The 26,419-nt window shown below is 71.6% G+C and carries 29 protein-coding genes and 1 tRNA gene; 14 read left to right on the top strand and 16 right to left on the bottom strand.

Features of this window, described 5'->3' with window-relative positions; genetic code table 11:
- The first annotated feature begins 7 nt into the window (after nucleotides 1-7).
- From HGN31_RS14865 to HGN31_RS14885, 5 genes are all read left to right on the top strand, one after another.
- The gene (locus HGN31_RS14865; RefSeq protein WP_168783703.1) at nucleotides 8-1,042 is read left to right on the top strand and encodes an acyl-CoA dehydrogenase family protein; all 1,035 of its coding nucleotides are present in this window, start codon (nucleotides 8-10) and stop codon (nucleotides 1,040-1,042) included.
- The gene (locus HGN31_RS14870) at nucleotides 1,039-1,473 is read left to right on the top strand and encodes a PaaI family thioesterase (protein ID WP_168783704.1); all 435 of its coding nucleotides are present in this window, start codon (nucleotides 1,039-1,041) and stop codon (nucleotides 1,471-1,473) included. Before HGN31_RS14865 ends, HGN31_RS14870 begins: the two co-directional genes overlap by 4 nt.
- Nucleotides 1,470-2,960, top strand: coding sequence for a class I adenylate-forming enzyme family protein (locus HGN31_RS14875; RefSeq protein ID WP_168783705.1), 1,491 nt, complete (start codon nucleotides 1,470-1,472; stop codon nucleotides 2,958-2,960). Before HGN31_RS14870 ends, HGN31_RS14875 begins: the two co-directional genes overlap by 4 nt.
- Before the next feature lie 161 nt (nucleotides 2,961-3,121).
- Nucleotides 3,122-3,703: a MerR family transcriptional regulator gene (locus HGN31_RS14880; protein ID WP_168783706.1), complete on the top strand. Its 582-nt coding sequence runs from the start codon at nucleotides 3,122-3,124 to the stop codon at nucleotides 3,701-3,703.
- Nucleotides 3,693-4,997: a vWA domain-containing protein gene (locus tag HGN31_RS14885; protein ID WP_168783707.1), complete on the top strand. Its 1,305-nt coding sequence runs from the start codon at nucleotides 3,693-3,695 to the stop codon at nucleotides 4,995-4,997. The genes HGN31_RS14880 and HGN31_RS14885 overlap by 11 nt, the downstream gene beginning before the upstream one ends.
- A gap of 98 nt (nucleotides 4,998-5,095) precedes the next feature.
- Here HGN31_RS14885 and HGN31_RS14890 read toward each other — a convergent pair.
- Nucleotides 5,096-5,171 (bottom strand) — tRNA-Ala (locus HGN31_RS14890).
- Between the two features lie 199 nt (nucleotides 5,172-5,370).
- Nucleotides 5,371-5,691 (bottom strand): TIGR02300 family protein, encoded by a 321-nt coding sequence (locus tag HGN31_RS14895; protein WP_036703496.1) that lies wholly within the window; start codon nucleotides 5,689-5,691, stop codon nucleotides 5,371-5,373.
- A 96-nt stretch (nucleotides 5,692-5,787) separates the two neighbouring features.
- Here HGN31_RS14895 and HGN31_RS14900 point away from each other — a divergent pair, with 96 nt between their 5' ends.
- Both HGN31_RS14900 and HGN31_RS14905 read left to right on the top strand, forming a co-directional pair.
- Entirely contained in the window at nucleotides 5,788-6,489 is a 702-nt protein-coding gene (locus tag HGN31_RS14900; RefSeq protein ID WP_244961052.1) for a M48 family metallopeptidase, read from the top strand.
- Nucleotides 6,490-6,522: 33 nt separating this feature from the next.
- On the top strand, nucleotides 6,523-7,185 hold the full coding sequence (locus HGN31_RS14905) for a GntR family transcriptional regulator (protein ID WP_168783708.1): 663 nt from the start codon (nucleotides 6,523-6,525) through the stop codon (nucleotides 7,183-7,185).
- A gap of 7 nt (nucleotides 7,186-7,192) precedes the next feature.
- Here the strand turns inward: HGN31_RS14905 and HGN31_RS14910 are convergent, their stop codons facing one another.
- The 6 genes from HGN31_RS14910 to scpA form a co-directional block, all read right to left on the bottom strand.
- Nucleotides 7,193-8,494 carry a homoserine dehydrogenase gene (locus tag HGN31_RS14910; protein WP_036703498.1) on the bottom strand — a complete coding sequence of 434 codons (1,302 nt, stop codon included), beginning with the start codon at nucleotides 8,492-8,494 and terminating at the stop codon, nucleotides 7,193-7,195.
- A gap of 117 nt (nucleotides 8,495-8,611) precedes the next feature.
- A complete protein-coding gene (locus HGN31_RS14915; RefSeq protein WP_244961053.1) occupies nucleotides 8,612-9,052 on the bottom strand; it encodes a methyltransferase family protein in 441 nt (146 codons plus the stop codon).
- 16 nt (nucleotides 9,053-9,068) lie between these two features.
- A complete protein-coding gene (locus HGN31_RS14920; RefSeq protein WP_052172009.1) occupies nucleotides 9,069-9,584 on the bottom strand; it encodes a hypothetical protein in 516 nt (171 codons plus the stop codon).
- Nucleotides 9,572-10,390: a glycosyl transferase gene (locus tag HGN31_RS14925; protein ID WP_168783709.1), complete on the bottom strand. Its 819-nt coding sequence runs from the start codon at nucleotides 10,388-10,390 to the stop codon at nucleotides 9,572-9,574. The genes HGN31_RS14920 and HGN31_RS14925 overlap by 13 nt, the downstream gene beginning before the upstream one ends.
- A 139-nt stretch (nucleotides 10,391-10,529) precedes the next feature.
- Nucleotides 10,530-11,006, bottom strand: coding sequence for a metal-dependent hydrolase (locus HGN31_RS14930; protein WP_168783710.1), 477 nt, complete (start codon nucleotides 11,004-11,006; stop codon nucleotides 10,530-10,532).
- Nucleotides 11,006-13,141, bottom strand: coding sequence for a methylmalonyl-CoA mutase (scpA, locus tag HGN31_RS14935; protein WP_168783711.1), 2,136 nt, complete (start codon nucleotides 13,139-13,141; stop codon nucleotides 11,006-11,008). The genes HGN31_RS14930 and scpA overlap by 1 nt, the downstream gene beginning before the upstream one ends.
- A 153-nt stretch (nucleotides 13,142-13,294) precedes the next feature.
- Here scpA and HGN31_RS14940 point away from each other — a divergent pair, with 153 nt between their 5' ends.
- Nucleotides 13,295-13,786 (top strand): DUF4174 domain-containing protein, encoded by a 492-nt coding sequence (locus tag HGN31_RS14940; protein ID WP_168783712.1) that lies wholly within the window; start codon nucleotides 13,295-13,297, stop codon nucleotides 13,784-13,786.
- Nucleotides 13,787-13,908: 122 nt separating this feature from the next.
- Here the strand turns inward: HGN31_RS14940 and HGN31_RS14945 are convergent, their stop codons facing one another.
- The 8 genes from HGN31_RS14945 to HGN31_RS14980 form a co-directional block, all read right to left on the bottom strand.
- Complete coding sequence (locus HGN31_RS14945; protein ID WP_036735709.1) at nucleotides 13,909-14,634, bottom strand: hypothetical protein; 726 nt, start codon at nucleotides 14,632-14,634, stop codon at nucleotides 13,909-13,911.
- A gap of 13 nt (nucleotides 14,635-14,647) precedes the next feature.
- Nucleotides 14,648-16,705: an acetyl-CoA carboxylase biotin carboxylase subunit gene (locus HGN31_RS14950; protein WP_168783713.1), complete on the bottom strand. Its 2,058-nt coding sequence runs from the start codon at nucleotides 16,703-16,705 to the stop codon at nucleotides 14,648-14,650.
- Between the two features lie 145 nt (nucleotides 16,706-16,850).
- Nucleotides 16,851-17,060, bottom strand: coding sequence for a YMGG-like glycine zipper-containing protein (locus tag HGN31_RS14955; protein WP_036704463.1), 210 nt, complete (start codon nucleotides 17,058-17,060; stop codon nucleotides 16,851-16,853).
- A gap of 147 nt (nucleotides 17,061-17,207) precedes the next feature.
- Nucleotides 17,208-17,450 (bottom strand): hypothetical protein, encoded by a 243-nt coding sequence (locus HGN31_RS14960; protein ID WP_036704462.1) that lies wholly within the window; start codon nucleotides 17,448-17,450, stop codon nucleotides 17,208-17,210.
- Between the two features lie 193 nt (nucleotides 17,451-17,643).
- On the bottom strand, nucleotides 17,644-18,045 hold the full coding sequence (locus tag HGN31_RS14965) for a hypothetical protein (protein WP_168783714.1): 402 nt from the start codon (nucleotides 18,043-18,045) through the stop codon (nucleotides 17,644-17,646).
- Between the two features lie 78 nt (nucleotides 18,046-18,123).
- The gene (locus HGN31_RS14970; RefSeq protein ID WP_168783715.1) at nucleotides 18,124-18,273 is read right to left on the bottom strand and encodes a hypothetical protein; all 150 of its coding nucleotides are present in this window, start codon (nucleotides 18,271-18,273) and stop codon (nucleotides 18,124-18,126) included.
- Between the two features lie 202 nt (nucleotides 18,274-18,475).
- Complete coding sequence (locus HGN31_RS14975; RefSeq protein ID WP_168783716.1) at nucleotides 18,476-19,273, bottom strand: DUF6497 family protein; 798 nt, start codon at nucleotides 19,271-19,273, stop codon at nucleotides 18,476-18,478.
- A 54-nt stretch (nucleotides 19,274-19,327) separates the two neighbouring features.
- Complete coding sequence (locus tag HGN31_RS14980) at nucleotides 19,328-20,860, bottom strand: acyl-CoA carboxylase subunit beta (RefSeq protein ID WP_168783717.1); 1,533 nt, start codon at nucleotides 20,858-20,860, stop codon at nucleotides 19,328-19,330.
- A 215-nt stretch (nucleotides 20,861-21,075) separates the two neighbouring features.
- Between HGN31_RS14980 and alr the strand changes: the two genes are divergently transcribed.
- From alr to HGN31_RS15010, 6 genes are all read left to right on the top strand, one after another.
- On the top strand, nucleotides 21,076-22,122 hold the full coding sequence (alr, locus tag HGN31_RS14985) for an alanine racemase (protein ID WP_168783718.1): 1,047 nt from the start codon (nucleotides 21,076-21,078) through the stop codon (nucleotides 22,120-22,122).
- Nucleotides 22,119-22,880 carry an MlaE family ABC transporter permease gene (locus tag HGN31_RS14990; protein WP_168783719.1) on the top strand — a complete coding sequence of 254 codons (762 nt, stop codon included), beginning with the start codon at nucleotides 22,119-22,121 and terminating at the stop codon, nucleotides 22,878-22,880. The genes alr and HGN31_RS14990 overlap by 4 nt, the downstream gene beginning before the upstream one ends.
- A complete protein-coding gene (locus HGN31_RS14995) occupies nucleotides 22,877-23,611 on the top strand; it encodes an ABC transporter ATP-binding protein (protein WP_168783720.1) in 735 nt (244 codons plus the stop codon). Before HGN31_RS14990 ends, HGN31_RS14995 begins: the two co-directional genes overlap by 4 nt.
- Before the next feature lie 149 nt (nucleotides 23,612-23,760).
- Nucleotides 23,761-24,870, top strand: coding sequence for a PhoH family protein (locus HGN31_RS15000; RefSeq protein WP_168783721.1), 1,110 nt, complete (start codon nucleotides 23,761-23,763; stop codon nucleotides 24,868-24,870).
- Between the two features lie 5 nt (nucleotides 24,871-24,875).
- Complete coding sequence (ybeY, locus tag HGN31_RS15005; RefSeq protein ID WP_168783722.1) at nucleotides 24,876-25,403, top strand: rRNA maturation RNase YbeY; 528 nt, start codon at nucleotides 24,876-24,878, stop codon at nucleotides 25,401-25,403.
- 149 nt (nucleotides 25,404-25,552) lie between these two features.
- Nucleotides 25,553-26,416: a transporter associated domain-containing protein gene (locus tag HGN31_RS15010; protein WP_425325341.1), complete on the top strand. Its 864-nt coding sequence runs from the start codon at nucleotides 25,553-25,555 to the stop codon at nucleotides 26,414-26,416.
- The last annotated feature ends 3 nt before the right edge of the window (nucleotides 26,417-26,419 follow it).

The following is a 26,419-nucleotide window of genomic DNA, read 5'->3' on the forward strand; positions in this document are numbered from 1 at the left end:
ACGCATGATGGATTTCGACTTCACCGAAGAACAGCAGATGCTGGGCGAAAGCCTGGCCCGGACGCTCGAACGGGGCGGGGACGCGGCGGCCGTCTATGACCTCGGCGCCGGGGCGGCGCTGATGGACGAGGCCGCGGGCGGCTTTGGCGGCACGGGGCGCGACATCCTCGCGGTGTTCCGCACGCTGGGGCGGGCGGGCGCGGTGTCGCCGCTGCTCGACAGCGTGGTGCTGGGCGCAGGCGTGCTCGCCGCGGCCGGCGAGGGCGAGCTGGCCGAGGCTGCGGCCACCGGGACCGCGCGCATCGCCGTGGCCCTGGGCGAGCCGGGGCAGCGCTACGACCACGGCACCGGCGCGACGCTGGCCGAAAGCGACCGGCTGAGCGGCGCCAAGTCGCTGGTCGCGGGGGCCGAGGACGCCACCCACTTCATCGTCAGCGCGACCGATGGGCTGTGGCTCGTCTTGGCCGACGCGCCGGGGCTCTCGATGCGGGGCTATCCGCTGATGGACGGGGGGCGCGCGGCCGAGGTGACGCTCGACGGCGTGCCGGCGCGCCGGCTGGGGGATGCGGCGCTGCTGGACCGGCCGATGGCCGCCGCGATCCTCGCCACCTGCGCCGACGCGCTGGGCGGGATGGAGCGTGCGGTCGACCTGACCGCCGACTATCTGCGGACCCGCAAGCAGTTCGGCCGCCCGATCGGCAGCTTCCAGGCGATCCAGCACCGCATGGCCGACCTGCTGGTCGAGGTCGAGCAGGCGCGGTCGGCGACGTGGAACCTCGCCGCCCATCTCGACGCGCCCGACCGCGAGCTCCATGTCGCCGCCACCAAGTCGCTGGTCGGCCGGGTGGCGCGGCGGGTCGCCGAAGAGATGATCCAGCTGCACGGCGGCATCGGCATGACCGAGGAATACGACGCCGCCCCGCTGGCCCGCCGCCTGATCGCCGCCGACGCCCGCTTCGGCGACAGCGACCACCATCTCGAGCGGTTCATCGCGCTGTCGGCCCCGGACGCCGCCCCCGACGCTGGCCCGGACGCCGCATGAGCCGGCTGATCCGCGACGAGACCGGGGCGCAGCGGCTGCTCGGCTATACGCTCGACGTGGGCGAGGGCGACGGGCGGGCGCGCTGCCGGCTGGTGGTGGACGACCGCCACCTGAACCGATCGGGGGTGCTGCACGGCGGGATCGCGGCGATGCTGCTCGACAACGCCTGCGGCGCGACGGCGAGCCTGACGGTGGACGACACCGGCCGGGTGCCGTTCCTGACCCTCTCGCTCAACACCGACTTCGTCGCCGCCGGCCGCCCCGGCGGCGTCACCGCCACCGGCCGGATCGTCCGCCAGGGTGCGCGCATCGTCTTTGCCGCCGCCGAGCTGGTCGCCGACGACGGCACCCTGCTCGCCACCGCCTCGGGCGTCTTCACCCGCGCCAAGGCGCCCGCCCCGATGCCTGAACGGACCGAGGAGTTCCGATGACCCCGATCCACAGCGTCCTCGATACCCAGGCCGCCGCCCGCCCCGAGGCGACCGCGCTCGTCGATCACGACGGCCGCCGCATCTCGTTCGGCGACCTCGCCGCTGCGGTGGCCGAGATGGCCGCGGCGCTCGCCGCCCGCGGGCTCGGCCCCGGCGACCGGCTGCTGATCCTGTCGGAAAACGCCGCCGCGATGATCGGCCTCGTCCTTGCGGCCTCGCGGCTGGGGGCGGTCGCGGTGCCGGTCAACGCCCGCATGACCGGGCCCGAGCTCGACCGCATCCGCGCCCACGCCGACCCGCGGCTGACGGTGTTCCTGACCAGTGTCTCGCCCGCCGCGGCCGAGCACGCCGCCCGCCTCGGCGCCGAGGCGTGGCCGACGCCGCTCGGCGCGCTCGCGCTGGCCGCGACGCCCCCCGCCGATCCGGCCCCGCCCGAGACCCCGGACGTCGCCGTGATCCTCTACACCACCGGGACGACGGGCACGCCCAAGGGGGTGATGCTGACCCACGCGAACCTGATGTTCGGCGGCAATTCGTCGGCGCGGATGCGCGAGCTGGGGCCGCAGGACATCATCCTCGGCGTGCTGCCGATGACCCATGTGTTCGGCCTGACCTCGATGATGCTGGCCGGCCTGATCGCGGGGGCCGAGCTGCGGCTGGCGCCGCGGTTCTCGGCCGGCGACGTGCTCGACGCGCTGGCCGCGGGTGCCACGGTGCTGCCCGCGGTGCCGCAGATGCACGCGCTGATCATGGCCGAGGCGGCGGCGCGCGGCCTGACGCACGCTCCGGGCGGGCGGCTGCGCTACGTCTCGTCGGGGGCCGCGCCGCTCGATCCCGAGTGGAAGCGGCGGGCCGAGGCGTTCTACGGTGTCGCGCTGCAGAACGGCTACGGCATGACCGAGACGACCGCCGGGGTCACGCTGACCGTCAACCCGCCCGGCGTGCCCGACGTGAGCGTCGGCCCGCCGCTGCCGGGGGTCGAGCTGCGACTGCGCGAGCCGGGCCTGGACGGGGTGGGCGAGATTCAGACCCGCGGCCCGCACGTCACCCCCGGCTACTTCCGCAACGCCGAGGCGACCGCCGCCCTCTTCGACGCCGACGGGTTCCTCTGCTCGGGCGACCTCGGGCGGATCGACGCGGCCGGCAACCTGCACATCGCCGGGCGCTCGCGCGAGCTGATCATCCGCGGTGGCTTCAACGTCTACCCTCCCGAGGTCGAGGCGGCGCTGAACGAGCACCCGGCCGTGGTCCAGTCGGCGGTGATCGGCCGCAGCCTGCCCGGCGGGAACGAGGAGGTGCTGGCCTTCTGCCAGCTCGCCGCCCCCGGCGCGGTGGACGAGGCGGAGCTGTCGGCCTTCGTCGCCGAGCGGCTGTCGCCCTACAAGCGCCCCTCGCGGATCGTCTGCGCCGACAGCCTGCCCGCGGCGCCCACGGGGAAGATCCTCAAGACCCGGCTGATCGAGGTGTTCGCGGCCGCGCTCGCCTGAGCGCCTGAGCCTTGCCGGCGGCGGCGCGCGCTGGGGCCGCGCCCGTTTGCTTCCTGCACGGGTGCGCCCGATGGCACCGGCCCGTCACGGGCCGATCTGCCCTGCGCTGTCAATAACTATACATCTTGACATGACAAGATGTATGATCTAACTCTGCCGCCATGGCAGACAACTCTGAAATCTCGCTGCAGGACATCTCGGACGCCGCGGGCGTCGAGATCCGGACCCTGCGCTCGTGGCTGGCGCAGGACCTGCTGCTGCCACCCCTCCGGCAGGGACGGGGGGCGGGCTACCCGCCCGAAAACCTGGCCCGCGCCCGCGCTATCCGCGCCATGCGCGAACTCGACCGGGCCAGCCTCACCGACATCCGCCGCCGGCTGTGGACCATGAGCGAGGCCGAGATCGAGGCGCAGGCCGCCTTGCTCACGCCCCAGCCCGGGCCGCTGAACTCTGCCGCGGCCTATCTGCGCTCGATTGCGGCCCCGGCCGCCCCGCGCCCCTCGGCCGACGCCCCGAACCGGCTGGCCCGCGTTCCGGCCAACACCCGCGCGCAACCGTCGTCCGAAGCGCCGCCCAACGCCCCGGGCCGGCGCACGCCGACCCGCACCGTCACCGTCTTCACCATCAACCCCGACGTCGAGCTGCACGTCTCGGGCGAGCTTCCGCCCGCCGTCCGCCTGCAGTTCGACCGCATCGCGGACCTCATCCGCAGCAGCCTCAAGGAGCCGCCGCATGACCAGTGATCTCACCATGACCGCCGCCCTGGACCGCCAGCTCGTCTGGGACCGGGGCGACTCGCGCCGCTACCTGCGGGTGCGCGTCACCGCGCCCCCCGCGGCCACCCCGGTCGCCCGCCCGCCGATGAACCTCGGGCTCGCCCTCGACACCAGCGGCTCGATGAGCGGCGGCCGGATCGACGCCGCCCGCCGGGCCGCGATCGGGGCGCTCGACGGCCTCGGCGCGGAGGACCGCCTGACCCTCGTGTCCTTCGCCAGCGACGCCACCGTGCGCGTCGCCGGGGTCGAGATGGACGAGGCCGGCCGGCGCGACGCCCGAAGCGTGATCGCAGCGATGGAGGCCGGAGGGGGCACCAACCTCTCGGAGGGGTGGTTCCAGGCGGTGATCTCGGCGACCGAGTCGCCGTCGCGGGCGGGGCAGGCGACGCGGATCGTCATCCTGTCCGACGGCCATGCGAACGCGGGCGTGGTCGCGACGGGTGAGCTCGCCCGCCATGCGCAGGAGCTGCTGGCCCGGGGCGTGACCACCTCGGCGCTGGGGATCGGCGACGGCTACGACGAGCAGCTGCTCGGCAGCATCGCCGAGGCCGGGGGCGGCCGCCTGCTCAACGCCGAGGAATGCGACGAGATCGAGACGGTGCTGGCGGCCGAAGTCGATGCCTCGGCGCAGACCGCGGCCGATGCGCTCGTGCTGACGCTCGACCTGCCCGCCGGAGTGATGGCCGAGGCGCTCGGCGCCACCACCGCGCGCCGCACCCGCAACGGGATCGAGATCCCGATGGGCGCCCTTCTGCGCGGCAAGCCGCGCGACGTCTTCATCGCCCTGACCCTTCCCCCGGGCCGCCCCGGCGAGCAGGTCAGGCTGGCGCTGACGCTGCATGGCCGCGATGCCGTGACCGGCGCGGCGATGGCGCCGCTGGCCGCCCACGCCCGCCTGACCTTCGCGGAGGCGCGCGAGAACACGGACCAGCCGCGCGACACCGACCTTTCGCTCAGCGCGGCCGGGGCGTGGATGGGGCAGATCCTCCGGGTCATGGCGCAGCTGAACGCCCGCGAGCCCGCCGCCGCCCGCGAGTATGCCGAGACCCAGTCGCGGTATTTCCACCGCTACGTCGAGGGCCTGCCCGGCGGCGCGGAGCTGCTCGAACAGATGGCGCTGCTGCGGGCGCGGGCGACGCGCGAATGGGACGCGCGCCTGCGCAAGGAGATGCACTACCTCGCGCAGCGCAACTTCAACTCGGTCGAGGACTTCCGCGGCCCCGACAAGGAAAGCTGGGCCGAGCGGCTGCGCCGGAGCTGAGGGTCAGGCGGGGCGGTCCGTCTGGCCTGCGCGGGAAGGGCCTGACGCGCCGCTTCGACGGTTACGGCCGCTCTAGAACCCAACGGATCAGGGAGAATTGGTGGAGCCAAGGGGAGTCGAACCCCTGACCTCTTGAATGCCATTCAAGCGCTCTACCAACTGAGCTATGGCCCCACCGGAGGTCCGGGCAGCAGCACCTGCCGCCCGCGTGGGGGGTCGTATAGGGGCAGGCGCGGAGCGCTGCAAGCGGAAAAAGAACGGCGCCGGCAAGTTTCTCGAACCCGCCGCCAAACGGCTGGCCCGAAACGAAAAAAGCCCCCGCACAGGGGGCTTTCCTCACGGCCGGATCGGGCGCCGATGCGGCGGCCCGGGCTCAGTCCTCTTCGGGCTCGGCCACGTCGGCGATGTCGTCCAGCGACACGTCGCCGTCATCGTCGTCGTCGTCCAGCAGATCGTCGTCCAGATCGCCCGCGTCGCTCGCGTCGTCCAGATCGTCGTCGATCACGTCATCGTCGCCGGCGTCGCGGCTCGCCGCCTTCTCGGCGATCATCGAGCGGGTGCGCGCGGTCGCCAGGCTCTCGACCGAGAAACTGTTGCCGCAGGCCGGGCAGGTCATGGGGTCGTTGCCAAGGTCATAGAATCGCGCGGCGCAGACGGGGCACAGGCGTTTGGTGCCCCATTCCTCTTTGGGCATGGTGTTCTCTTTTCGCCAAAGGTCAGGTAAATCCGGCCTCCCCTGCCACAGCCCACAGGGGGTGTCAAAGGCTTTCGGGGGCGGGGGAGAGGCGGCGTGGCCGGGATCATCGCGCTCGAAGGGACCGAGGTCACGCTGCGCCGCACGGCGCGGGCGCGGCGGATGACGCTCAGGGTCGCGCGGCGCGACGGGTCGGTGACGCTGACCCTGCCGCCGGGCGTGCGCGAGGCCGAGGCGCTGGCCTTCCTCACCAGCCGCCGCGACTGGCTGCGCGGGGCGCTGGCGACGGTCGTGCCGCCGACGGTGGCCGCGTTCGGCGCAGCGCTCCCGGTCGAAGGGCGGGCGCTGCTCCTGACCCCCGCCGCGGTGCGGCGCCCCGTCGCCGAGGGCGGGGCGCTGCTGCTGCCCGCGGCGCGGCCGGCGGGGCCGGCGGCGGCGGGGTTCCTCAGGGCGCTGGCGCAGGCCCGGCTCGCCGCCGCGAGCGACCGCCATGCGGCGGCGCTGGGGCGGGGCTTCCGCGCGATCGTCCTGCGCGACACGCGCTCGCGCTGGGGCAGCTGCACGGCCGACGGGCGGCTGATGTACAGCTGGCGTCTGGCGATGGCGCCGCCCGAGGTGCTCGACTACATCGCCGCGCATGAGGTCGCGCATCTCGCCCACATGGACCACTCGCCGCGGTTCTGGGCGGCGGTGCGGAGCCTCTGCCCGGACTATGAGACCCACCGCCGCTGGCTGCGGCAGAATGGCGCGGGGCTGCATCGCTGGCAGTTTCGTGCCGGCCCCGCGGCGGGCGATTGACAGGCGCCGCGGCTGTGATCACAACCGACGATCATGGCCTCAGCCCCCCCCACGCCCAGCCTGCCCGCCGCGCATGAGCGCCTGTATCGCGCGCTCAGGACCCGGATCATGCTGGGCGAGTTGCCGCCCGGCAAGTCGCTGACGCTGCGCGGGATCGCCGCCGAAAGCCGGGTCAGCATGACCCCCGCGCGCGAGGCGGTGCGGCGGCTGGTCGCCGAAGGGGCGCTGTCGCTCTCGGCCTCGGGGCGGGTCGCGACGCCCGAGCTGTCGGTCGAGCGGATCGAGGAACTGGCGGCGCTGCGCGCGCTGATCGAGCCGGAACTCGCCGCCCGCGCCCTGCCGCGGGCGCATTTCGCCCTGATCGACCGGCTGGCGGCGATCAACGCGGCCATCGGCGAGGCGGCGCAGGGGCACGACGCGGTGGGCTACATCCGCGCCAACCTCGACTTCCACCGCACGCTCTACCTGCGCGCGCAGGCCCCGGCGATGCTGGCGATGCTCGAGACGATCTGGCTGCAACTCGGCCCGACCATGCGGGCGGTCTATCAGAAGATGCGCCGCAACGAGGCGCCGCGGCACCACCGCATCATCCTTGCCGCGCTCAGGGCCGGGGACGAGCCGGGGCTGCGGCTCGCGGTCCGCACCGACGTGACGCAGGGGTTGCGCCACCTGCTGCCGGCGGTCGAGGGGCGCTGAGGCCCGCTCAGACCTCTTCGATGCGCAGCTCGACCGGATCGCCGGTGATGACGCCGGTTTTCGGCAGCACCTGCATGGCGTGGTCGATGGCCTCGGGCGTGGTCTTGTGGGTCACGATCAGCACCGGCGCCTCGCCCGCGTGGTGGCCATACTGGCGCATCCGGTCGATCGAGATGCCCGCATCCCCCAGCACGCTCGCCACCTTGGCCAGCGCCCCCGGCTTGTCGGCCAGCGTCAGGCGCAGGTAATAGGCCGCCGGGACCGCGGTGCGCGCGGGCTGCGGCGAGCCGAGCGTGGTGGCGGGCTGGCCGAAGACCGGCATCCGCACGCCGCGGGCGATCTCGATGATGTCGGACATCACCGCGCTCGCGGTCGGGCCTTCGCCGGCGCCGGCGCCGCGCAGGACGATCTGGCCCACGGCGTCGCCCTCGATCACCACCATGTTGGTGCCGCCCTCAAGCTGGCCCAGCGGGCTGTCGCAGGGGACGAGGCAGGGCGACATCCGCTGCTCGAGGCCGCGCCCGGTCATCTGCGCGACGCCCAGCAGCTTGATGCGATAGCCCATGTCGGCGGCGCGGTTGATGTCGTCGATCGAGACCCGCTCGATCCCCTCGATCTCGACCCCGTCAAAGGCGACGCGGGTGCCGAAGGCCAGCGTGGCGAGGATGGCGAGCTTGTGGCTCGCGTCGATGCCGCCCACGTCGAGCGTCGGATCGGCCTCGAGATAGCCGAGGCTGCGGGCCTCCTCGAACACCGTCTCATAGGGCAGGCCGGCGGACTGCATCCGGGTCAGGATATAGTTGCAGGTGCCGTTCATCACCCCCATCACCCGGCGGATGCGGTTCCCGGCGAGGCTTTCGGTGATGGTCTTGATCACCGGGATGCCGCCCGCGACCGCGGCCTCGAAGCGGATCAGCCGGCCGTTCGCCTCGGCCCGCTCGGCCAGCGCCTGGCCGTGGACGGCAAGCAGCGCCTTGTTGGCCGTCACCACGTCCTTGCCATTGTCGAGCGCCAGCTCGATCGTCTCCTTGGCGATGCCGTTCTCGCCGCCGACCAGTTCCACCACCACGTCCACGTCGTCGCGGGTGGCCAGCTCGGTCGCCTGGTCGACCCAGGCATAGGCCGACAGGTCCGCGTCGCGGTTCTTCTGCCGGTCGCGTGCCGAGATGGCGGTGATGACCACCGGCCGCCCGGCGCGGGCCGACAGCAGGTCCGTGTGGGCCTGGATGATCTTGACGACGCCGATGCCGACGGTGCCGAGCCCGGCGATGCCAAGCCGCAGCGGGGCCGGGGGGGAGGTGTCGGACATGGCGTGCCTCTGCTTTCGGGTCGGGGCGGTGTTAGCCCGGCCGCGGGGGGGAAGGCAATCGGGCCGCGTGTCGCGGATCGGGGGCAGGGGAGGCGGCCCGCCCGGAGGCGTGGCGGCTCAGAGCCAGCGGCGGGTGCGTGCCGCCCAGGCGGCGAAGGCGTCCGGGTCGCGGGCGGCCAGCCACGCCTCTTCGCGGCGGATGAAGCGGCGCGTGATGACGGCCGCGAACGCCGGCACCAGCACCAGCGCGCCGAGCGGCTGCCTGATGAGGCAGAGCCCGGCGAGGATGATCGCGTCGGCGAGATAGATCGGGTTGCGCGAGCGGGCATAGACCCCGTGGGTGACGAGCGCCGTGGGCGGGCGGCCCGGGTGCAGCGTCGCCCCGCGCCGGGTCATCGTCCAGGCGGCGGCGATCATCAGCGCCGCCCCCAGCGCGACCAGCCCCCAGCCAATCGGGGCGAGCGCGGTGTAAGGGGCGAGCCGCCCCAGCCCCCAGGCCGCGAGCGCGAAGAGCGCCAGCCACACCGGCGGCAGGTCGAGCGCGCGCAGTCCCCCCATCACCCGGCCCTCCCCATCAGTCCGACGCCCCGCTGCCCTCGTCCAGCCCCTCGATCAGCCGCCCCGCCCGCCGCGCGGCGTCGAGCGTCATGGCGCGGATCGCGGCGAGGTCGGCGGTGTCGATCGTGCCCTCGTAAAGCTCGCCCCTCGTGTTGGCGAAGACCGGCTGCCAGCCGCCCGCGGCCGGGCGCCAGACGGCGTGGCAGAGCAGGTTGCGCCAGTCCTTGATCTCCTCCATCTGCGCGATCAGGTCGCGCTGCGGCGCGGGGTGGGGGCCGCGGCCCAGCACCCGCTCCAGCCGCTCGATCAGCGTGCCGAGCGAATCGGCGGCGACGTGATCCATCCGCCGCAGCCAGTCGCGGAAGTCGCGCTCGCGGATGCCGCCCGCCAGCCGGTCGCGGTCGAGCGCGAAGATGGCGCGTTTCAGCATGTCCTCGAGATGCCCGAAGCTCGCCACCGTCCAGCCCAGTTCGGCCGCGAGGTCGGGGGGCAGCGGGTGCCAGACAGAGGGATCGCCGTCTATTCGCGCCACAGCCGCTCGACCCATCCGGTTGGCCTGATGTAGTGGCGCAGGTGCCGCGACAGCCCCTCGCGCCGGCGCCCGTCGAAGGCGGCGCGCAGGTGGTCGGCGGGGTCGCGGGGGGTGTCCTCCTCGCTCCACCGTCCGGCGATGGCGTCGGGGGGGTTGAGGCTGCCGGCGAAGATCACGATCCGCGCGCCCGCGGGAATGCGCGGTTCGCGCCAGTAGCGCGCCGGCATCCCCGGCACGCAGTCGCTGCGGAAATGCACGACCCAGCCCTTGGGCCAGAACCGCACCCCGCCCGGCGCGCGGCGGGTGACGAAGCGCTGCTCGAACCGGTACTCGTCCGCGATTCCCTGCGGGTCGGCGGCGAAGATCCGCTGCAACGGGGCGAGGGTGCCGACCCGCATCCGGTAGACCGAGGTCTGGCCCAGCGTCTCGAACGGCTTGATCCGCGTGGGGTTGGTCGCCAGCACGGTGTCGCCCGGATCGCCGAAGCGGAAGAAATCGTCAAGCGAGCCCACGATCACCACATCGAGGTCGAGAAACAGCACCGTCCCGGTGATGTCGCCCAGGTCCCCCCAGAGCCGGGACTTCGGCCATTTGCCGATGGTGTTGGTCGGCGCCTCATAGTCGAAATCGGGCAGGGGCCGCACCGCGATGTCGGGATGCAGCCCGGCGCCGTCATCGGTGAAGCAGACCAGCCGGAACGGCGGCGTGATGTTGCGCGCGATCATCGCCCGCAGGCGGTTGGGGTATTCGGGGCCAAACTTGGTGCCCCACTTGATGCAGATGATTTGTTTGACGTCCGCGGTCATGGGCGGAGTGGTGGCATGGGGTGGGGGGAAGGGGCAAGGTGGTGACGGCGTGGCGGCCCGCACCCGGGACATCAGGAACGCTGCTCATCTGTCGGACGGATGCACCTCCAACACCGGATTCCGATCGTGGTTCGTTCAATCAGGAGGCGCTGGTTTTCGGGGCGGTGCGATCCCGGACGAACAGGAACAGCGCCGCGCCCCAGATCAGAAGCTCGAACATGAAGGTCCAGTGCAGCAGATAATTGGCAATCCAGTGGCCGTGGCGGGCCGGCACCGTGACAAGGCTGAAGAAGCGGTCCGTTACCGGCCATCCCCAAAGGATGTCTCCGCCGATGCTGTCCAGGATCAGATGCAGGGCCACGCCTGCCAGGAACGCGGCCGCGAGGCGGCGAAACGCCGGCGGTAACGCAAGGGATGCCACGCCGATCGCAAGCCAGACCGCCGGGATGTGGGACCAGTAGCGGTGATGATGAACCTGTCCGTGATCCAGCAGGTGAAATCGGATCATGTCGAGGTCGGGCGTGACCGCACCGACCACCGCCGCGGCCAGCAACGAACCGCGCCACCCTGCAGCGCGGCCGAGAACATAGCCCGAGGGAAGGTGCGCCGTCAGCATCACGCTGCCCGTTTGGCCCTCACGATCTCCATGATCTCGCGCGCCGCCGCCGGGATGTTGGTGCCGGGCCCGAAGATCGCGGCCACGCCGGCGTCGCGCAGGAAGGCGTAGTCCTGCTGCGGGATCACGCCGCCGCAGATCACGATGATGTCCTCGGCGCCCTGCGCCTTCAGCGCCGCGATCAGCTTGGGCGCCAGCGTCTTGTGGCCGGCCGCCTGCGACGAGATGCCGACGATGTGGACGTCGTTGTCGATGGCGTCCTGCGCGGCTTCCTCGGGCGTCTGGAACAGCGGCCCCACGTCGACGTCGAAGCCGATGTCGGCAAAGGCCGTGGCGATGACCTTGGCGCCGCGGTCGTGGCCGTCCTGACCCATCTTGACCACCATCATCCGCGGCCGACGGCCCTCGGCCTCGGCGAAGGCCTCGACGTCCTTCTGGATGCGGGCAAAGCCCTCGTCGCCCTCGTAGGCCGCGCCATAGACCCCTGCCAATGTCTTCACCTCCGCCCGGTGGCGACCGAAGACCTGTTCCATCGCCATGCTGATCTCACCCACGCTGGCCCGCGCGCGGGCCGCCTCGACCGCCGCTTCCAGCAGGTTGCCGCCCTCGCGGGCGCGCCGCTCGACCTCGGCCAGCGCCGCGTCGCAGGCGGCCTGGTCGCGGGTAGCGCGGATGGTCTCGAGCCGGGCGATCTGCGACGCCCGCACCTTCATGTTGTCGATGTCGAGGATGTCGATCGGGTCTTCCTTGTCCTTGCGGTACTTGTTGACCCCAACGATCACCTCGTCGCCGCGGTCGATCATCGCCTGGCGGCGGGCGGCGGTCTCCTCGATCCGCAGCTTGGGCTGGCCGGTGGCGACGGCCTTGGTCATGCCGCCCATCGCTTCGACCTCCTCGATGATCGCCCAGGCCTTGTCGGCGAGCTCCGCGGTCAGCGATTCGATGTAGTAGGACCCGGCCAACGGATCGACGACATGGGTGATCCCGGTCTCTTCCTGCAGGATCAGCTGGGTGTTGCGCGCAATCCGGGCCGAGAAGTCGGTGGGCAGCGCGATCGCCTCGTCCAGCGCGTTGGTGTGCAGCGACTGGGTGCCGCCGAGCGCCGCGCTCATCGCCTCGTACGCCGTGCGGATCACGTTGTTGTAGGGGTCGAGCTCGGTCAGGCTGACGCCCGAGGTCTGGCAGTGGGTGCGCAGCATCAGGCTCGACTGCTTCTTCGCGCCGAACTCGGTCATGATGCGGTGCCACAGCAGGCGCGCGGCGCGCAGCTTGGCGATCTCCATGAAGAAGTTCATGCCGATGGCGAAGAAGAACGACAGCCGGCCGGCAAAGGCGTCCACGTCCATGCCCGCGGCAATCGCGGCGCGGACGTATTCGCGCCCGTCGGCCAGGGTGTAGGCGAGCTCCTGCACGAGGTTCGCCCCGGCCTCCTGCATGTGGTAGCCCGAGATCGAGATCGAGTTGAACTTGGGCATCTCGGCCGCGGTATAGCCGATGATGTCGGCGATGATCCGCATCGAGGGCTCGGGCGGGTAGATGTAGGTGTTGCGGACCATGAACTCCTTGAGGATGTCGTTCTGGATGGTCCCCGAGAGCACCGCGCGGCTGTGACCCTGTTCCTCGCCCGCGACGATGAAGTTGGCGAGGATCGGGATCACCGCGCCGTTCATGGTCATCGAGACCGACACCTTGTCGAGCGGGATGCCGTCGAACAGGATCTTCATGTCCTCGACCGAGTCGATGGCGACGCCGGCCTTGCCCACGTCGCCCTCGACCCGCGGGTGGTCGCTGTCATAGCCGCGGTGGGTGGCGAGGTCGAAGGCGACCGAGACGCCCTGCTGCCCGGCCGCGAGGTTGCGGCGATAGAAGGCGTTCGATTCCTCGGCGGTGGAAAAGCCCGCATACTGCCGGATCGTCCACGGCCGGCCGGCATACATCGTCGCTCGCGGGCCGCGGGTGAACGGCTCCATCCCCGGCAGGCTGCCCATGTGCGGCAGGTCCGCGGTGTCGGCCTCGGTGTAGAGCGGCTTGACGGTGATGCCCTCCAGCGTCTCCCAGTTGAGGCTGTCGGGATCGGCGCCCTTCAGTTCCTTGCTGGCCAGCGCGCGCCACTGGTCGAGATTGGCTTGGGTCATGGCTCGGTCCTTTCCGTTGCGAACGCGGTCGCTATATTCCGGGGTATGATACGGGATTTTCTGGGGCGCGGCAGGGTCGCGCGGAGTGTCGCAGCGGCCGGTCCGGCGCTGCTGGCCTGTGGGGTGGCGGTGTGCGGCGCGGGCGCCTGGGCCATGGGCGCCCCCACGCCCCCGCCCGCGCCGGTGCAGGTCGAGCGGGCGCCGCCCGCGCGCCCGGCGCACGACGCGCCGCTCGGGACGGCCGAGCCGCGGCGGGTGCCGCTGCCCGACCGGACGGTCGAGCTGGAATACCTGCTCGCCCGCGACATCACGCCCGAAGAGCTGCTGTTCCGCCGCCGGGTGGTGGTGGTCTTCGCCGACACCCCCGCCGACCCGGCCTTTACCGCGCAGATGGTGGCGCTGGAAACGCAGGCCGGGCCGCTGGTCGACCGCGACGTGGTGGTGGTCGCCGACAGCGACCCCGCCGATGCGACCGTCTGGCGCCAGCGGCTGAAGCCCAACGGCTTCTCGCTGTTGGTGATCGACAAGGACGGGCAGGTGAAGCAGCGCAAGCCCAGCCCCTGGGACGTGCGCGAGATCGTCCGCGCCATCGACAAGTTCCCGCTGCGCCGGCAAGAGATCGGGCGCATGGGCGTGATGCCGTAGGCGCAGCCGCAGCCGCGCCGCGCCCGAGGCGGATTGAAAATCGCGCCCCGGCAGGTTATATCTGCGGCAGGACCACCAAGGGAGGCTCGCGATGGACACCACATCCTACAATCCCCCGCCCATCACCGGCCGGACCGGCCCGATGCCGGGCTACGCGCGTCGCTGACAGCCTCAGTGGCGCCATGCGCCGCGACCCATGCTTGCAGCCCGGCTTTCGTCTCGACGAGCCGGGCTTTTTCACGCGCCGCGACCAGCTCGGCCACGGCGGCGTTGCCGCCGGTCAGGTGGGTGTGCAGGAACAGCTTGGCGGCGCTGCCGAGGTCGATCGCCTCGACCTTCATCTCGATGTAGTGGCGATACATCCGCGCCGCCCGCTCAGGGCCCACGCGCGCAAGGTCGAGCGCCCGCAGGTCGGCGATCATCGCGCCGATCACCGACAGCTGGTTGTAGTAGCGCACCACCGGATCGACCACGGCGAAGGGCAGCACGTGGATCTCGTCCACGATGGCGGCAAAGACGCGGTCGTTGTTCTCGGTCGGGATCACCGGAAAGAACCCCGGCTGGCTCACGATCTGGGCCTCGACCTCGGCCCCGTAGACCTCGAGCCGCTGGGATTCGAGCGTGTCGGTATAGACCCGGATCTCGGCATAGAGCGCGCCCTGCACGTCGCGCACCCGCTCGGCCCGCTGGGCGCGGTCGCGCCTCAGCGTCAGCGCATGGGTGAACACCCACCCCAGCGCCAGGAAACCGCCGGCGATCATCGCCGCCAGCGGCTGGGGCGCCAGAAGGGTGGCGCCGAGGCTCATGCCGCCGGGCGCGGCGCCGTCGGACGCCAGTGCAGGCTCCATGGCGCGCAGGCGCTCATTCGAACTCCATGATCACGTCATCGACCTTGAGGCTCTCGCCCGGCGCGGCGTTGACCGATTTCACCGTGCCGCGGCGCTCGGCGCGCAGGATGTTCTCCATCTTCATCGCCTCGACGGTGGCCAGCGCCTGACCCTCCTGCACCTCGTCGCCCTCGGCCACGTTGATCTTCACCACCAGCCCCGGCATCGGGCAGAGCAGGAACTTCGACGTGTCGGGCGGCAGCTTCTCGGGCATCAGCCGGGCGAGCTCGGCGGTGCGGGGACGGCGCACGTGGGTCTTGAGGTTGGCGCCGCGCGTCCTGAGCCGCAGCCCGGCCGGGATGCGGTCCACCTTGAGCGCCAGCGGCGCGCCGTCGACCTGGATGCGTGCCAGCGACTGCCCGGGCAGCCAGTCGCTTTCCACCCGCAGGTCGCGGCCGTTCACACGGACGGTCGAGCCCGCCTTGTCCGCCGTCACCCGCACCGGGAACTCGCGCCCGTCGAGCGTCACCACCCAGTTCTCGCCCACGTGGCGTTCGTGGTTGTCGAGCCGGCCGGTGATCCGGGTGCGCCGGATCTCGGCCACGCGGTGCATCGCGGCGGCGGCGGCGGCCACCCGCTCGAGCTCGGGCTCGGAGAGCGTCGCACCCTGGAACCCCTCAGGGTATTCCTCGGCGATGAAGGCCGTCGAGATGTCGCCCGACACGAAGCGCGGGTGGTCCATCACGGCGCTGAGGAAGGGCAGGTTGTGGCCGATCCCCTCGACCTCGAACCCGTCGAGCGCGGTGCGCATCGCCTCGATGGCCTGCGCGCGGTCGGGCGCCCAGGTGCAGAGCTTGGCGATCATCGGGTCGTAGAACATCGAGATCTCGCCGCCCTCGTAGACGCCGGTGTCGTTGCGGACCCCGGTGGCGGCGGCGGGCGGTTCGTCGCCGGGCTGGGCCGGCACCCACTTGTCCGCCGCCTGAAGCGGCCCGGCGGCGGTCTCGACCGGCGGGCGGTAGCGGGTCAGACGCCCGATCGAGGGCAGGAAGTTGCGATAGGGGTCCTCGGCGTAGAGCCGGCTCTCGATCGCCCAGCCGGTGATGGTCAGGTCGTCCTGGGTGAAGGGCAGCTTCTCGCCCGCCGCGACGCGGATCATCTGTTCGACCAGATCGACCCCGGTGATGAGCTCGGTGACCGGGTGCTCGACCTGCAGACGAGTATTCATTTCAAGGAAGTAGAAGTTCTTGTTCGCGTCGACGATGAACTCGACCGTGCCGGCCGAGGCATAGCCCACGGCCTTCGCCAGCGCGCAGGCCTGCTCGCCCATCGCCTTGCGGGTCGCGGCGTCGAGGAAGGGCGAGGGCGCCTCTTCGATGACCTTCTGGTTGCGGCGCTGGATCGAGCATTCGCGCTCGTGCAGGTAGACGCAATTGCCGTGCGTGTCGGCCAGCACCTGGATCTCGATGTGGCGCGGCTGGGTGACGAACTTCTCGATGAAGATGCGGTCGTCGCCGAAGCTGTTCGCGGCCTCGTTGCGCGAGGACTCGAAGCCTTCGCGCGCCTCCTGGTCGTTCCAGGCGATCCGCATCCCCTTGCCGCCGCCGCCGGCCGAGGCCTTGATCATCACCGGATAGCCGATCTCGGTCGAGATCCGCACCGCCTCGTCGGCGTCGGCGATCAGCCCCATGTAGCCCGGCACGGTCGAGACGCCGGCCTCCTGGGCGATCTTCTTCGAGGTGATCTTGTCGCCCATCGCCTCGATCGCGCCCGACGGCGGGCCGATGAAGACCACATCCTCTTTCTCAAGAGCCTCGGAGAACTTCATGTTTTCGCTCAGGAAACCGTATCCAGGATGGACGGCTTCGGCGCCGGTCTGGCGGATCGCATCCATGATCTTGTCGATCACGATATAGGACTGGTTGGCCGGCGAGGGGCCGATGTGGACCGCCTCGTCCGCCATCCGCACGTGCAGCGCATTGCGGTCCGCGTCGGAATAGACGGCGACGGTGGCGATCCCCATCTTGCGCGCGGTCTTGATGACGCGGCAGGCGATTTCCCCGCGGTTGGCGATCAGGATCTTCTTGAACATCTAGGCCCCTCGATGGCGCGAAAACGAACGAAAGACGCCGCCCCGGTCGCTCGGACCGGGACGGCGTGGCAGGGCGCGGACGGCATCCGCCGCGCAGTTCAGGTCGGCCGCGCCGCTGCCCAGGCAGCCGGCGCGCAGGCCGGTGTTATTGGCAGAGCCGCACGTCGTCGCAGAGCGCGCCGCCGACAGCACCGATCGCGGCGCCCTTGGCGACGGATTTGCCCGAGATGTCGGCGATGACCGCACCGGTGCCGGCGCCGATGAGGGCGCGGTCCATGTCGGTCGGCTGGATGTTCTGGGTGCAGCCGGCCAGCAGGGCGGCCGAGATGCCGGCGAGAAGAAGGGTCTTGGACATGAGATGTCTTTCTGTTCGAGGCCGGGTCCGCGGAACGCATCCGCGACGGAGCCGGCAGGTTGGATCAGGTGAACCCCCGCGTCGGCCCGGCAGGACCGGGACCGGGCGCGAGGGTCAGGGCCGAGGCCGCAGCGGGCTTCGTCCCGATTACTGGACGCAGACGCCGGCGTCGTCGCACAGCGCACCGGCGGCACCGCCGATGAGCGCACCGGTCGCAACGTTGCCGTCGACGGCCTTGGCGACGACGGCCCCGGCGAGGGCGCCGCCCGCCGCGCGCTGCACGTCAGGCGCGAGGCCGGTGTTGTAGCCGTAGCCGCCCTGCTGGGCGCAGGCCGAGAGAGCCACCGACACGACGACGACGCCCGCAAGGCGGAAGAGAGACTTCTGCATGATGATCTGCCTGTCTGCTGGGCCCGTTGGCGGGCCGGTTTGATGTTCCGGCACACTATGTCACGGGCACAACCGGCGTCAAACTGACAACCCGGTGAAGCCACCGCGAGCAGCGGGAAGCCGCACATGACCCCGTCCGCGCGGGTCGGGTGAGCGGGGGGCGGGCAGGCGGGGGCGCGGGGCGGGACGACGGTCATGCGTCGTCCTCGTCGTCGAAATCGTCGTCGTCCCAGCCGAAGTCGGGGGGCGTGTCGGGGGCGAAGAGCTCGGGGAAGTTCGCCTCGGCCTTCTTCAGGTCGACGCGGAGGAGCTGTTCGTAGCTGGTCGGGTCGAGCTTGCCGACCGCGACGACCTCGCGCCCCAGCAGCCAGGACAGCCGGCCCGCGTCGAGGTTGCCGCGCTCGAACGGCTCGTCGCCGAAATGTTCGATGAGGGCGGCGAGGAAGGCGGTGTCGGCACGCCGGTCGAGCGGCGAGCGGTCACGGAAGCGTTCGCGCGCGATCAGCTTGGTCGCGCCCTTGTTGTTGGCGCGGCGAATAACGAACTGCAGGTCCGACGACGGCAGCCGGCCCGGAAAGCCACGGTGCTTCAGCATGGCGCGCCCTCGCTGAGGGGGCGCAGCGGCGCCGGGGGGTGGGGGTGGCGCGGACCCGATGGCCCGCGCCGGACGGCCTCAGTTGCGGCCGTATTTGCCCTGGAACACGGGCTCGGGGGTGACGGCGGTCGGCTGGACGACCGTGGTGGTCGTGGGCTGCGGCTGGCAGGCGGCCAGGACGCTGGTGGCTGCGGTGGCTGCCAGCAGAAGGACGAGTTTCTTGGACATGGACTGTTCCTGTGATGCGGGGCTTGGGTGCCCCGGCTGTTGCCTGTCGTGACCGCGACCTGCGGCCGACGCGGCATGCTAACCGCGCCCGCCCGCCGCCGACAGCGGGGCCACGCCGCGCGGGGCGCGGGCTGTGGCAGGCTTGCATCATCGCCGCTCCGGTCGTCGGCGCGGATGGGGCAGGGGGCAGGGGACGGGCGCATCACATCGGCTCCCACACGCAGGCCTCGCGGTCGCGGGGGACGCTGAACCCCTCGAACAACTGGACGATGGCGGGGTCGAAACTGCCGAACGGGCTCGGGGCCGACGCCATCGAGATCACGATCTGCGTCGGGCGCGGGTTCATCGCCTTGAGCCGCGGCAGGGCGTAGTTCTCGCACAGGAACTGGATGTCGCGGTGCACCGGGTCCTGCATCAAGAGGTCGGGCGCAGCCGGCAGCACCGGCCCGTCCATCGCCCCGGGCTCGCCGGCGACGGCGGCCAGATCGCCGCCCGCCTCGTCCGCTGCCCCGTCGCCGCCCGGCAGGGCCGCGTCGGGGGCCGCGAGTTCCGACGGCAGCGGCGCGTCGATCTCGCCCCCGTCGCCCGGAAGGACAGGGGTGATCGAGATCCCGCTCGACCCCGCGCCGCCCCACGCCGGATCGCCGGCGCCGGCGCCCTGGTCGGGGACCGCCTCGATCACCAGGTCCCCCAGCGCCGCGTCAAGCTCGGCCTGCTCGGCCGGGCTCAGCGGGCGCGTGTCCTGCGTCCCCTCGACCATGTCGGCGGGCAGATGGTCGGCAAGGTCGGCCGGATCGACCGCCGGCACCACGTCCTCGAGCGCCGGCATGACGAAGCGGAACCGTGCCACGAGGCCCATGCCCGGCACCCGGTCGGTGATCTCTTCCTGCAGCCAGACCTCGGCGCCCGACGGCACCTCGACGCGCTCATGCGCGGCGTCGGCGGCGGCGCCGACCGCCACGGGGGCGGCCGCCTGGGCAAGAAACAGCGTCACGGTCATCGGGATCAGGGCGCGCAGGGAAGCCTCGGGTGAGAGCGGTCGGGGCGGGTCAGGTCACAGCGGGATGTTGTCGTGCTTCTTCCACGGGTTGGTCAGCTGCTTGTTGCGCAGGCTGGCGAAGGCGCGGGCCACCCGGCGGCGGGTCGAGCGGGGCTGGATCACCTCGTCGATGAAGCCCTTCTCGGCCGCCACGAAGGGGTTGGCGAAGCGGTCCTCATAGTCCTTGGTCCGCTCGGCGATCCGGTCCTTGTCGCCCAGCTCGCTGCGATAGAGGATCTCGACCGCGCCCTTGGCCCCCATCACCGCGATCTCGGCGGTGGGCCAGGCATAGTTGAAATCGCCGCGCAGGTGCTTCGAGGCCATGACGTCATAGGCCCCGCCATAGGCCTTGCGGGTGATCACCGTGACCTTCGGCACGGTCGCCTCGCCATAGGCGAACAGCAGCTTCGCGCCGTGCTTGATGACCCCGCCGTATTCCTGCGCCGTGCCGGGCAGGAAGCCGGGGACGTCGACCAGCGTCAGGATCGGGATGTTGAACGCATCGCAGAACCGCACGAAGCGCGCGGCCTTGCGGCTCGAGTCGATGTCGAGGACGCCCGCCAGCACCATCGGCTGGTTGGCGACGACGCCGACCGTCTGCCCCTCGATCCGCACGAAGCCGATGATGATGTTGCCGGCGAAATCCTTCTGGATCTCGTAGAAATCGCCCTCGTCGGCGATTTTCGCGATCAGCTCCTTCATGTCGTAGGGCTGGTTCGGGTTGTCGGGGATCAGCGTGTCGAGCGAGGCCTCGATCCGCGCCGGGTCGTCGAAGAACGGCCGGGTCGGCGCCTTGTCGCGGTTCGAAAGCGGCAGGAAGTCGAAGAGCCGGCGGATCTCGGTCAGCGCCTCGACGTCGTTGTCGAAGGCCCCGTCCGCGACCGAGGATTTCTTGGTGTGGGTCGAGGCCCCGCCGAGCTGCTCGGCCGTCACCACCTCGTTGGTCACCGTCTTGACCACGTCCGGGCCGGTCACGAACATGTAGGAGGTGTCCTTCACCATGAAGATGAAGTCGGTCATCGCCGGCGAATAGACCGCGCCACCCGCGCAGGGACCCATGATGACGCTGATCTGCGGGATCACGCCCGAGCCCATGATGTTGCGCTGAAAGACCTCGGCATAGCCCGCGAGGCTGGCTACGCCCTCCTGGATCCGGGCCCCGCCCGAATCGTTGAGCCCGATCACCGGCGCGCCGTTCTGCATCGCCATGTCCATGATCTTGCAGATCTTCTGGGCATGGGTTTCCGACAGCGAGCCGCCGAAGACGGTGAAGTCCTGGCTGAACACATAGACCATGCGGCCGTTGATCGTGCCCCAGCCGGTGATCACGCCGTCGCCGTAGGGGCGGTCGTCCTGCATCCCGAAGTCGGTCGAGCGGTGCCGGACGAACATGTCGAACTCTTCGAACGACCCCTCGTCGAGCAGGATGTCGAGCCGTTCGCGCGCGGTCAGCTTGCCGCGGGCGTGCTGGGCGTCGATTCGCCGCTGGCCGCCGCCAAGCCTCGCCTCGGCGCGAAGTTGCTCGAGCTGTCCCGGAATGTCCTTCATCGCCGCCCTCTGTGGTTCGCATGCCTGTGTTCGGGTTGCGCGGGACCATAAGGCGCGCGCGATGCGCCGCAAAGCGGAAAGCGGAAACTTTGCAAACTACGTCGGGAAACCGCTGCTTAAACTGAAAACCCGTATAGGTGGCGCGCGCGGGTGCGCCGCCGCGACCGTGTGGCGAAGGCTTGACGCCGCGCCGGGGCGGGGCCATGCCCCCCGGCATGGGACTGACGATCGATCTGGCCGCCATCGCGGCAAACTGGCGCGCGCTCGCCGCGCGGGCGCCGGGCGCGCGCCCGGGCGCCGTGGTCAAGGCCGACGCCTACGGCTTGGGCGCTGCGCGGGTGGCGCCGGCGCTCTATGCCGCAGGCGCCCGCGACTTCTTCGTGGCGCAGGCGGGCGAGGGGCGGGCGATAAGGCCGCTGCTCGGGACCGACGCGCGCATCTTCGTGCTGTCGGGGCATATGCCGGGGCAGGACCTGACCGGCCTCGTGCCGGTGCTGAACAGCCCCGAGCAGTTCTTCCGCGACCGCGCGCTGCGCCCGCGCGGCGCCTTCGGCATCCAGCTCGACAGCGGCATGAACCGGTTGGGGTTCGAGCCGTCCGAGTGGGCGGCCGTCCGCGCCGAGGCGCTCGCCGCGCCGACCGGCGACGGCACCGGCCCGGCGCTCGTCATGTCGCACCTGATGTGCGCCGATGAGCCCGGCCACCCCGCCAACGCGGCGCAGCTTGCCGCCTTCCGCAGCATGACCGAGGGGGTCGCTGCGCCCCGCTCGCTGTCCGCGACGGGCGGCATCCTGCTCGGCCCCGACTATCACTTCGACGTGACGCGGCCCGGCATCGGGCTCTACGGCGCCGAGCCCTTCACCGACGCCCGCCCCGTGGTGCGGCTGGCGCTCGAGGTGATCCAGACCCGCTGGGTCGAGCCGGGCGAGGCGGTGGGCTACGGCTGCACCTGGACCGCGCCGCGCCGGTCGCGGATCGCCACCGTCTCGGCGGGCTACGCCGACGGGCTGCTGCGGTCGCTGACCGGAAAGGACGTGGAGCTCTGGGCCGGCGCGCGGTCCGCGCCGATCGTCGGGCGGGTGTCGATGGACCTGATCACCGCCGACGTGACCGACCTGCCCGAGGTGCCGGCCGAGCTCGAGATCCTGAACGACCGCCAGGGCGTCGACGCGCTGGCCGCGAAGGCCGGAACCATCGGCTACGAGATCCTGACCTCGCTGGGGGCGCGCTATGCCTGCCGCTGGGTGGGCGAGGGGGCGTGAACCCGCTTGCGGCCCTGGGCCGGGTCACGCTGCGGGTCGTGCGCGGCGTGGGGCAGGTGGCGATCTTCGCCACCCGCGGCCTGGCCGCGCCGGGGTTCCACCCGGCCTTGCTGGCGCGCCAGCTGCTGCGGATCGGCTGGCTGTCGCTGCCGGTGGTGGGGCTGACGGCGCTCTTCACCGGCGCGGCGCTGGCCCTGCAGATCAACTCGGGCGGCGAGCGGTTCCAGGCCGGCGACGTGGTGCCGGCCATCGTTGCCATCGGCATGGTCCGCGAGCTCGGCCCCGTCCTGGGCGGGCTGATGGTGGCCGCCCGCGTCGCCTCGTCCATCGCCGCCGAGATCGGCTCGATGCGGGTGAGTGAGCAGATCGACGCGCTGGTCACGCTCTCGACCGACCCGATGGGCTGGCTGGTCACGCCGCGGCTGTGGGCGGCGATCCTGTCGGTGCCGGTGCTGGTGGCGGTCGGCGACGCGATCGGGATCATGGGCGGCTGGCTGGTCGGGACCACCGCGCTGGGGTTCACCTCGCAGGCCTATATCTCGAACTCCTGGGCCTATCTGGAAAGCTGGGACGTGCTCTCGGGGTTGATCAAGGGCGCGGTGTTCGGCGCCATCGTGGCGCTTGCGGGCTGCTGGTTCGGGATGCACGCGGGCCGCGGGGCCGAGGGCGTAGGGCGCGCCACCACCAACGCCGTGGTGGCGGCCTCGGTCGGCATCCTCGCCGCCAACTTCGTCCTGACCGGGCTGTTCTTCACATGACCGCACCCCCCGTCATCGAGGTCCGCAGCCTCGCCAAGTCCTACGGCGCCACGCCGGTGCTGGACGGGCTCGACCTCGCCGTCCCGCGCGGCGAGAGCCTCGTCGTCATCGGCGGTTCGGGCACCGGCAAGTCGGTGCTGCTGCGCACGATCCTCGGGCTTGAGACGCCGGACGCGGGCGCGGTCCTGCTGAACGGCGCGGCCAGCACGCCCGCGGTGCGGGCGGCCTTCACGCGCGACTTCGGGATGCTGTTTCAGAACGCGGCGCTGTTCGACAGCCTGCCGGTCTGGCGCAACGTCGCCTTCCGCCTCATCGGCACCATGCCCGCGGCCGCCGCGCGCGCGCGCGCGGTCGAGCGGCTGGCGCGCGTGGGCCTCGGCCCCGAGACCGCCGACCGGATGCCGGCGGAGCTCTCGGGCGGGATGCGCAAGCGCGTGGGCCTTGCCCGCGCCATCGCCGCCGACCCGCGGGTGATCTTCTTCGACGAGCCGACGACCGGCCTCGACCCGCAGCGGGCGGCGGCGATCAACGCGCTGATCCGCGGCATCGTGACCGAGACCGGCGCCACCGCCGTCACCATCACCCACGACATGACCAGCGTGCGCACCATCGCCGATCGGGTGGCGTTCCTCGCCGGCGGGCGGATCGCCTGGGCGGGTGGCGTGGCCGAGATGGACGCCGCCCCAGACCCGCGCCTGCGCGATTTCGTCGAGGGCCGGCCGCGCGACTGAGCGGCGGGGCCTGGCCACCCCCCCCCGCCTCGGGCTGGACAAAAATATCCCCGCCGGAGGCCGCCGGCCCCCCCGGGGCCGGCTTTCCCTTGCCATCCCGGGACGCGCTTGCAAGATGGACCGGACGCATCCGATGAGGAAACCGCCCCGTGGGTCTGACCCCGACGAACACCGCCGCCCCCGCCCATTCCGTCGAAACCCTGCTGGAATTTCCCGACAACCGCCTGCTGATCGACCTCTGCGGGCCGCACGACCGGCACCTCGCCCGGATCGAGCAGGCGCTCGGCGTCCATGTCCTGCGCCGCGGCAACCTGCTGGCCGTGGTGGGCCCCGCCGAGGCCCAGGCGGACGCGGCGCAGGTGCTGCGCGGCCTCTACGCCCGGCTCGAGCAGGGTCGCCCGGTCGAGATGGGCGAGGTCGAGGCCGCGCTCAGAATGGGCGGAGAGCCGGACGGCGCGCCGTCCCCCACGCCCGCCGAACAGCTCGAGATGTTCCAGCACGGCCCGGTCGAGCTGCGCACCCGCAAGAAGACCGTCGAGCCGCGCACCGAGGCGCAGAAGGACTATGTCCGGTCGCTCTTCGCCAACGAACTCGCCTTCGGCATCGGCCCGGCGGGGACCGGCAAGACCTATCTCGCCGTCGCCGTCGGTGTGACGATGCTGATCGGCGGCCATGTCGACAAGATCATCCTGTCGCGCCCCGCGGTCGAGGCGGGCGAGCGTCTGGGGTTCCTGCCCGGCGACATGAAGGACAAGGTCGACCCCTACATGCAGCCGCTCTACGACGCGCTTAACGACTTTCTGCCCGCCAAGCAGATGGCCAAGCTGATCGAGGAGAAGCGGATCGAGATCGCGCCGCTCGCCTTCATGCGCGGCCGAACGCTCGCCAACGCCTTCGTGGTGCTGGACGAGGCGCAGAACGCGACCTCGATGCAGATGAAGATGTTCCTCACCCGTCTGGGCGAGGGCTCGCGCATGGTCATCACCGGCGACCGCACGCAGGTGGACCTGCCGCGCGGGGTGCAGTCGGGGCTCAAGGACGCCGAGCGCATCCTCAAGGGCGTGCCGGGGATCTCGTTCAGCTACTTCACCGCCTCGGACGTGGTGCGCCACCCGCTGGTCGCGCGGATCATCCACGCCTACGACGCCGATGACGAGACCGCCGCCGCCCGCGCCGCCGAGGCCCCGCCCGAGGGCTACGGCGCCTATCCCCCGCGCCGCGACCCGTGGCGGCGCGCCCCGGGCGGAGAGCCGGCATGATCGGCATGGACGAACCGGACGCGCCCGGGCCGGAGGGCGCGCACCACCCGTCGCCGGTCGATCTGGTGATCGAGGACGAGCGCTGGCTCGACGTGGACCTGGGCGGCATGGCCGAGAGGGCGGCCGAGGCCACGACGCGTCATCTCGGCATCGACGCGGTCGAGATCGTGGTCATGGGCTGCGACGACGCGCGCATCGCGGCCCTGAACGCGCATTTCCGCGGCAAGCCCGTGCCCACCAACGTGCTGAGCTGGCCCTCGACCGAGCCGACCCCGCGCAGCCCGGGCGAGGTGCCGCGGCCGCCCGAGGGCGACGAGCTGGGCGACATCGCCATCAGCTTCGACACCTGCGCGCGCGAGGCGACCGAGCAAGGCAAGCCCTTCGCCGATCACGTCACCCACCTTCTGGTGCACGCGATCCTGCACCTCGCCGGCTACGACCACGAGGCCGACGCCGACGCGGAAACCATGGAGGATGCCGAGCGTTCGATCCTCGCCGGTCTGGGCATCCCCGACCCCTATCACGAGAGCTGAGCGTGCCGACCCCGTCCCCCTCCCTGCCGCAACCGCCTGCACGTTCGACCGACGGCACGGCAGACCCCGACGCCGCGTCCGAGCCGCGATCGCCCGTCACCCCCTCTGCCGTGACCCCGTCCGCCGCCCATGCCGACTGGTCGGACGGCATCGGCGGCGAGGGGCGGGACCTGCCGCAGTCGCGCGGCTTCCTCGGCCGCATCCTCACGCGCTTCGCCTCTGCCGGGAACGGCGGCGACGACGAGGCCCCCGATTCGATGATGGAGGCCGCGACCAGCGCCGCGGCGCCCTCGATCCTGAACCTGCGGCGCAAGAGCGTGGACGACGTGGCCGTGACCAAGGCCGACATCGTCGCGGTGCCGGTCACCGTCGGTCTGCCCGAACTGGTCGAGGTCTTCCGCGAGCACGGCTATTCGCGCGTCCCCGTCTATCGCGGCGATCTGGACCAGCCGCTCGGGCTCGTACTCTTCAAGGACCTGGCGATGAAGCACGGGTTCGCGGGCAAGGGCCCGGTGCCGCGCTTCGCGCTGCGCCCGCTGCTCAGGCCGCTGCTCTACGTCCCCGGCTCGATGCCCATCGGCGCGCTCTTGCAGCAGATGCAGCAGAAGCGAATCCACATGGCGCTGGTGATCGACGAGTACGGCGGGGTGGACGGGCTGGTGACGCTCGAGGACCTGGTCGAGCAGGTGATCGGCGCCATCGACGACGAGCATGACGAGGGCGAGACCGGGCTCTGGGTGCAGGAGCGGCCGGGCCAGTGGATGATCCTCGCGCGCGCGCCGATCGAGCAGGTAGAGGCCGCCATCGGCGTCAAGCTCGTCTCGGGCGTCTACGAGGAAGAGATCGACACCTTGGGCGGGCTGATCTTCATGCTCGCGGGCCACGTGCCGGTGCGGGGCGAGATCGTCACCGACGACAGCGGCGTGCAGTTCGAGGTGATCGACGCCGACGCCCGCCGCATCAAGCGGGTCCGCGCCCGCCTGCCCGACACCCCGCATCCGCCGGCGGGGTGAGGC

Source organism: Paracoccus sanguinis (assembly GCF_012689545.1).
Taxonomy (GTDB): domain Bacteria; phylum Pseudomonadota; class Alphaproteobacteria; order Rhodobacterales; family Rhodobacteraceae; genus Paracoccus; species Paracoccus panacisoli.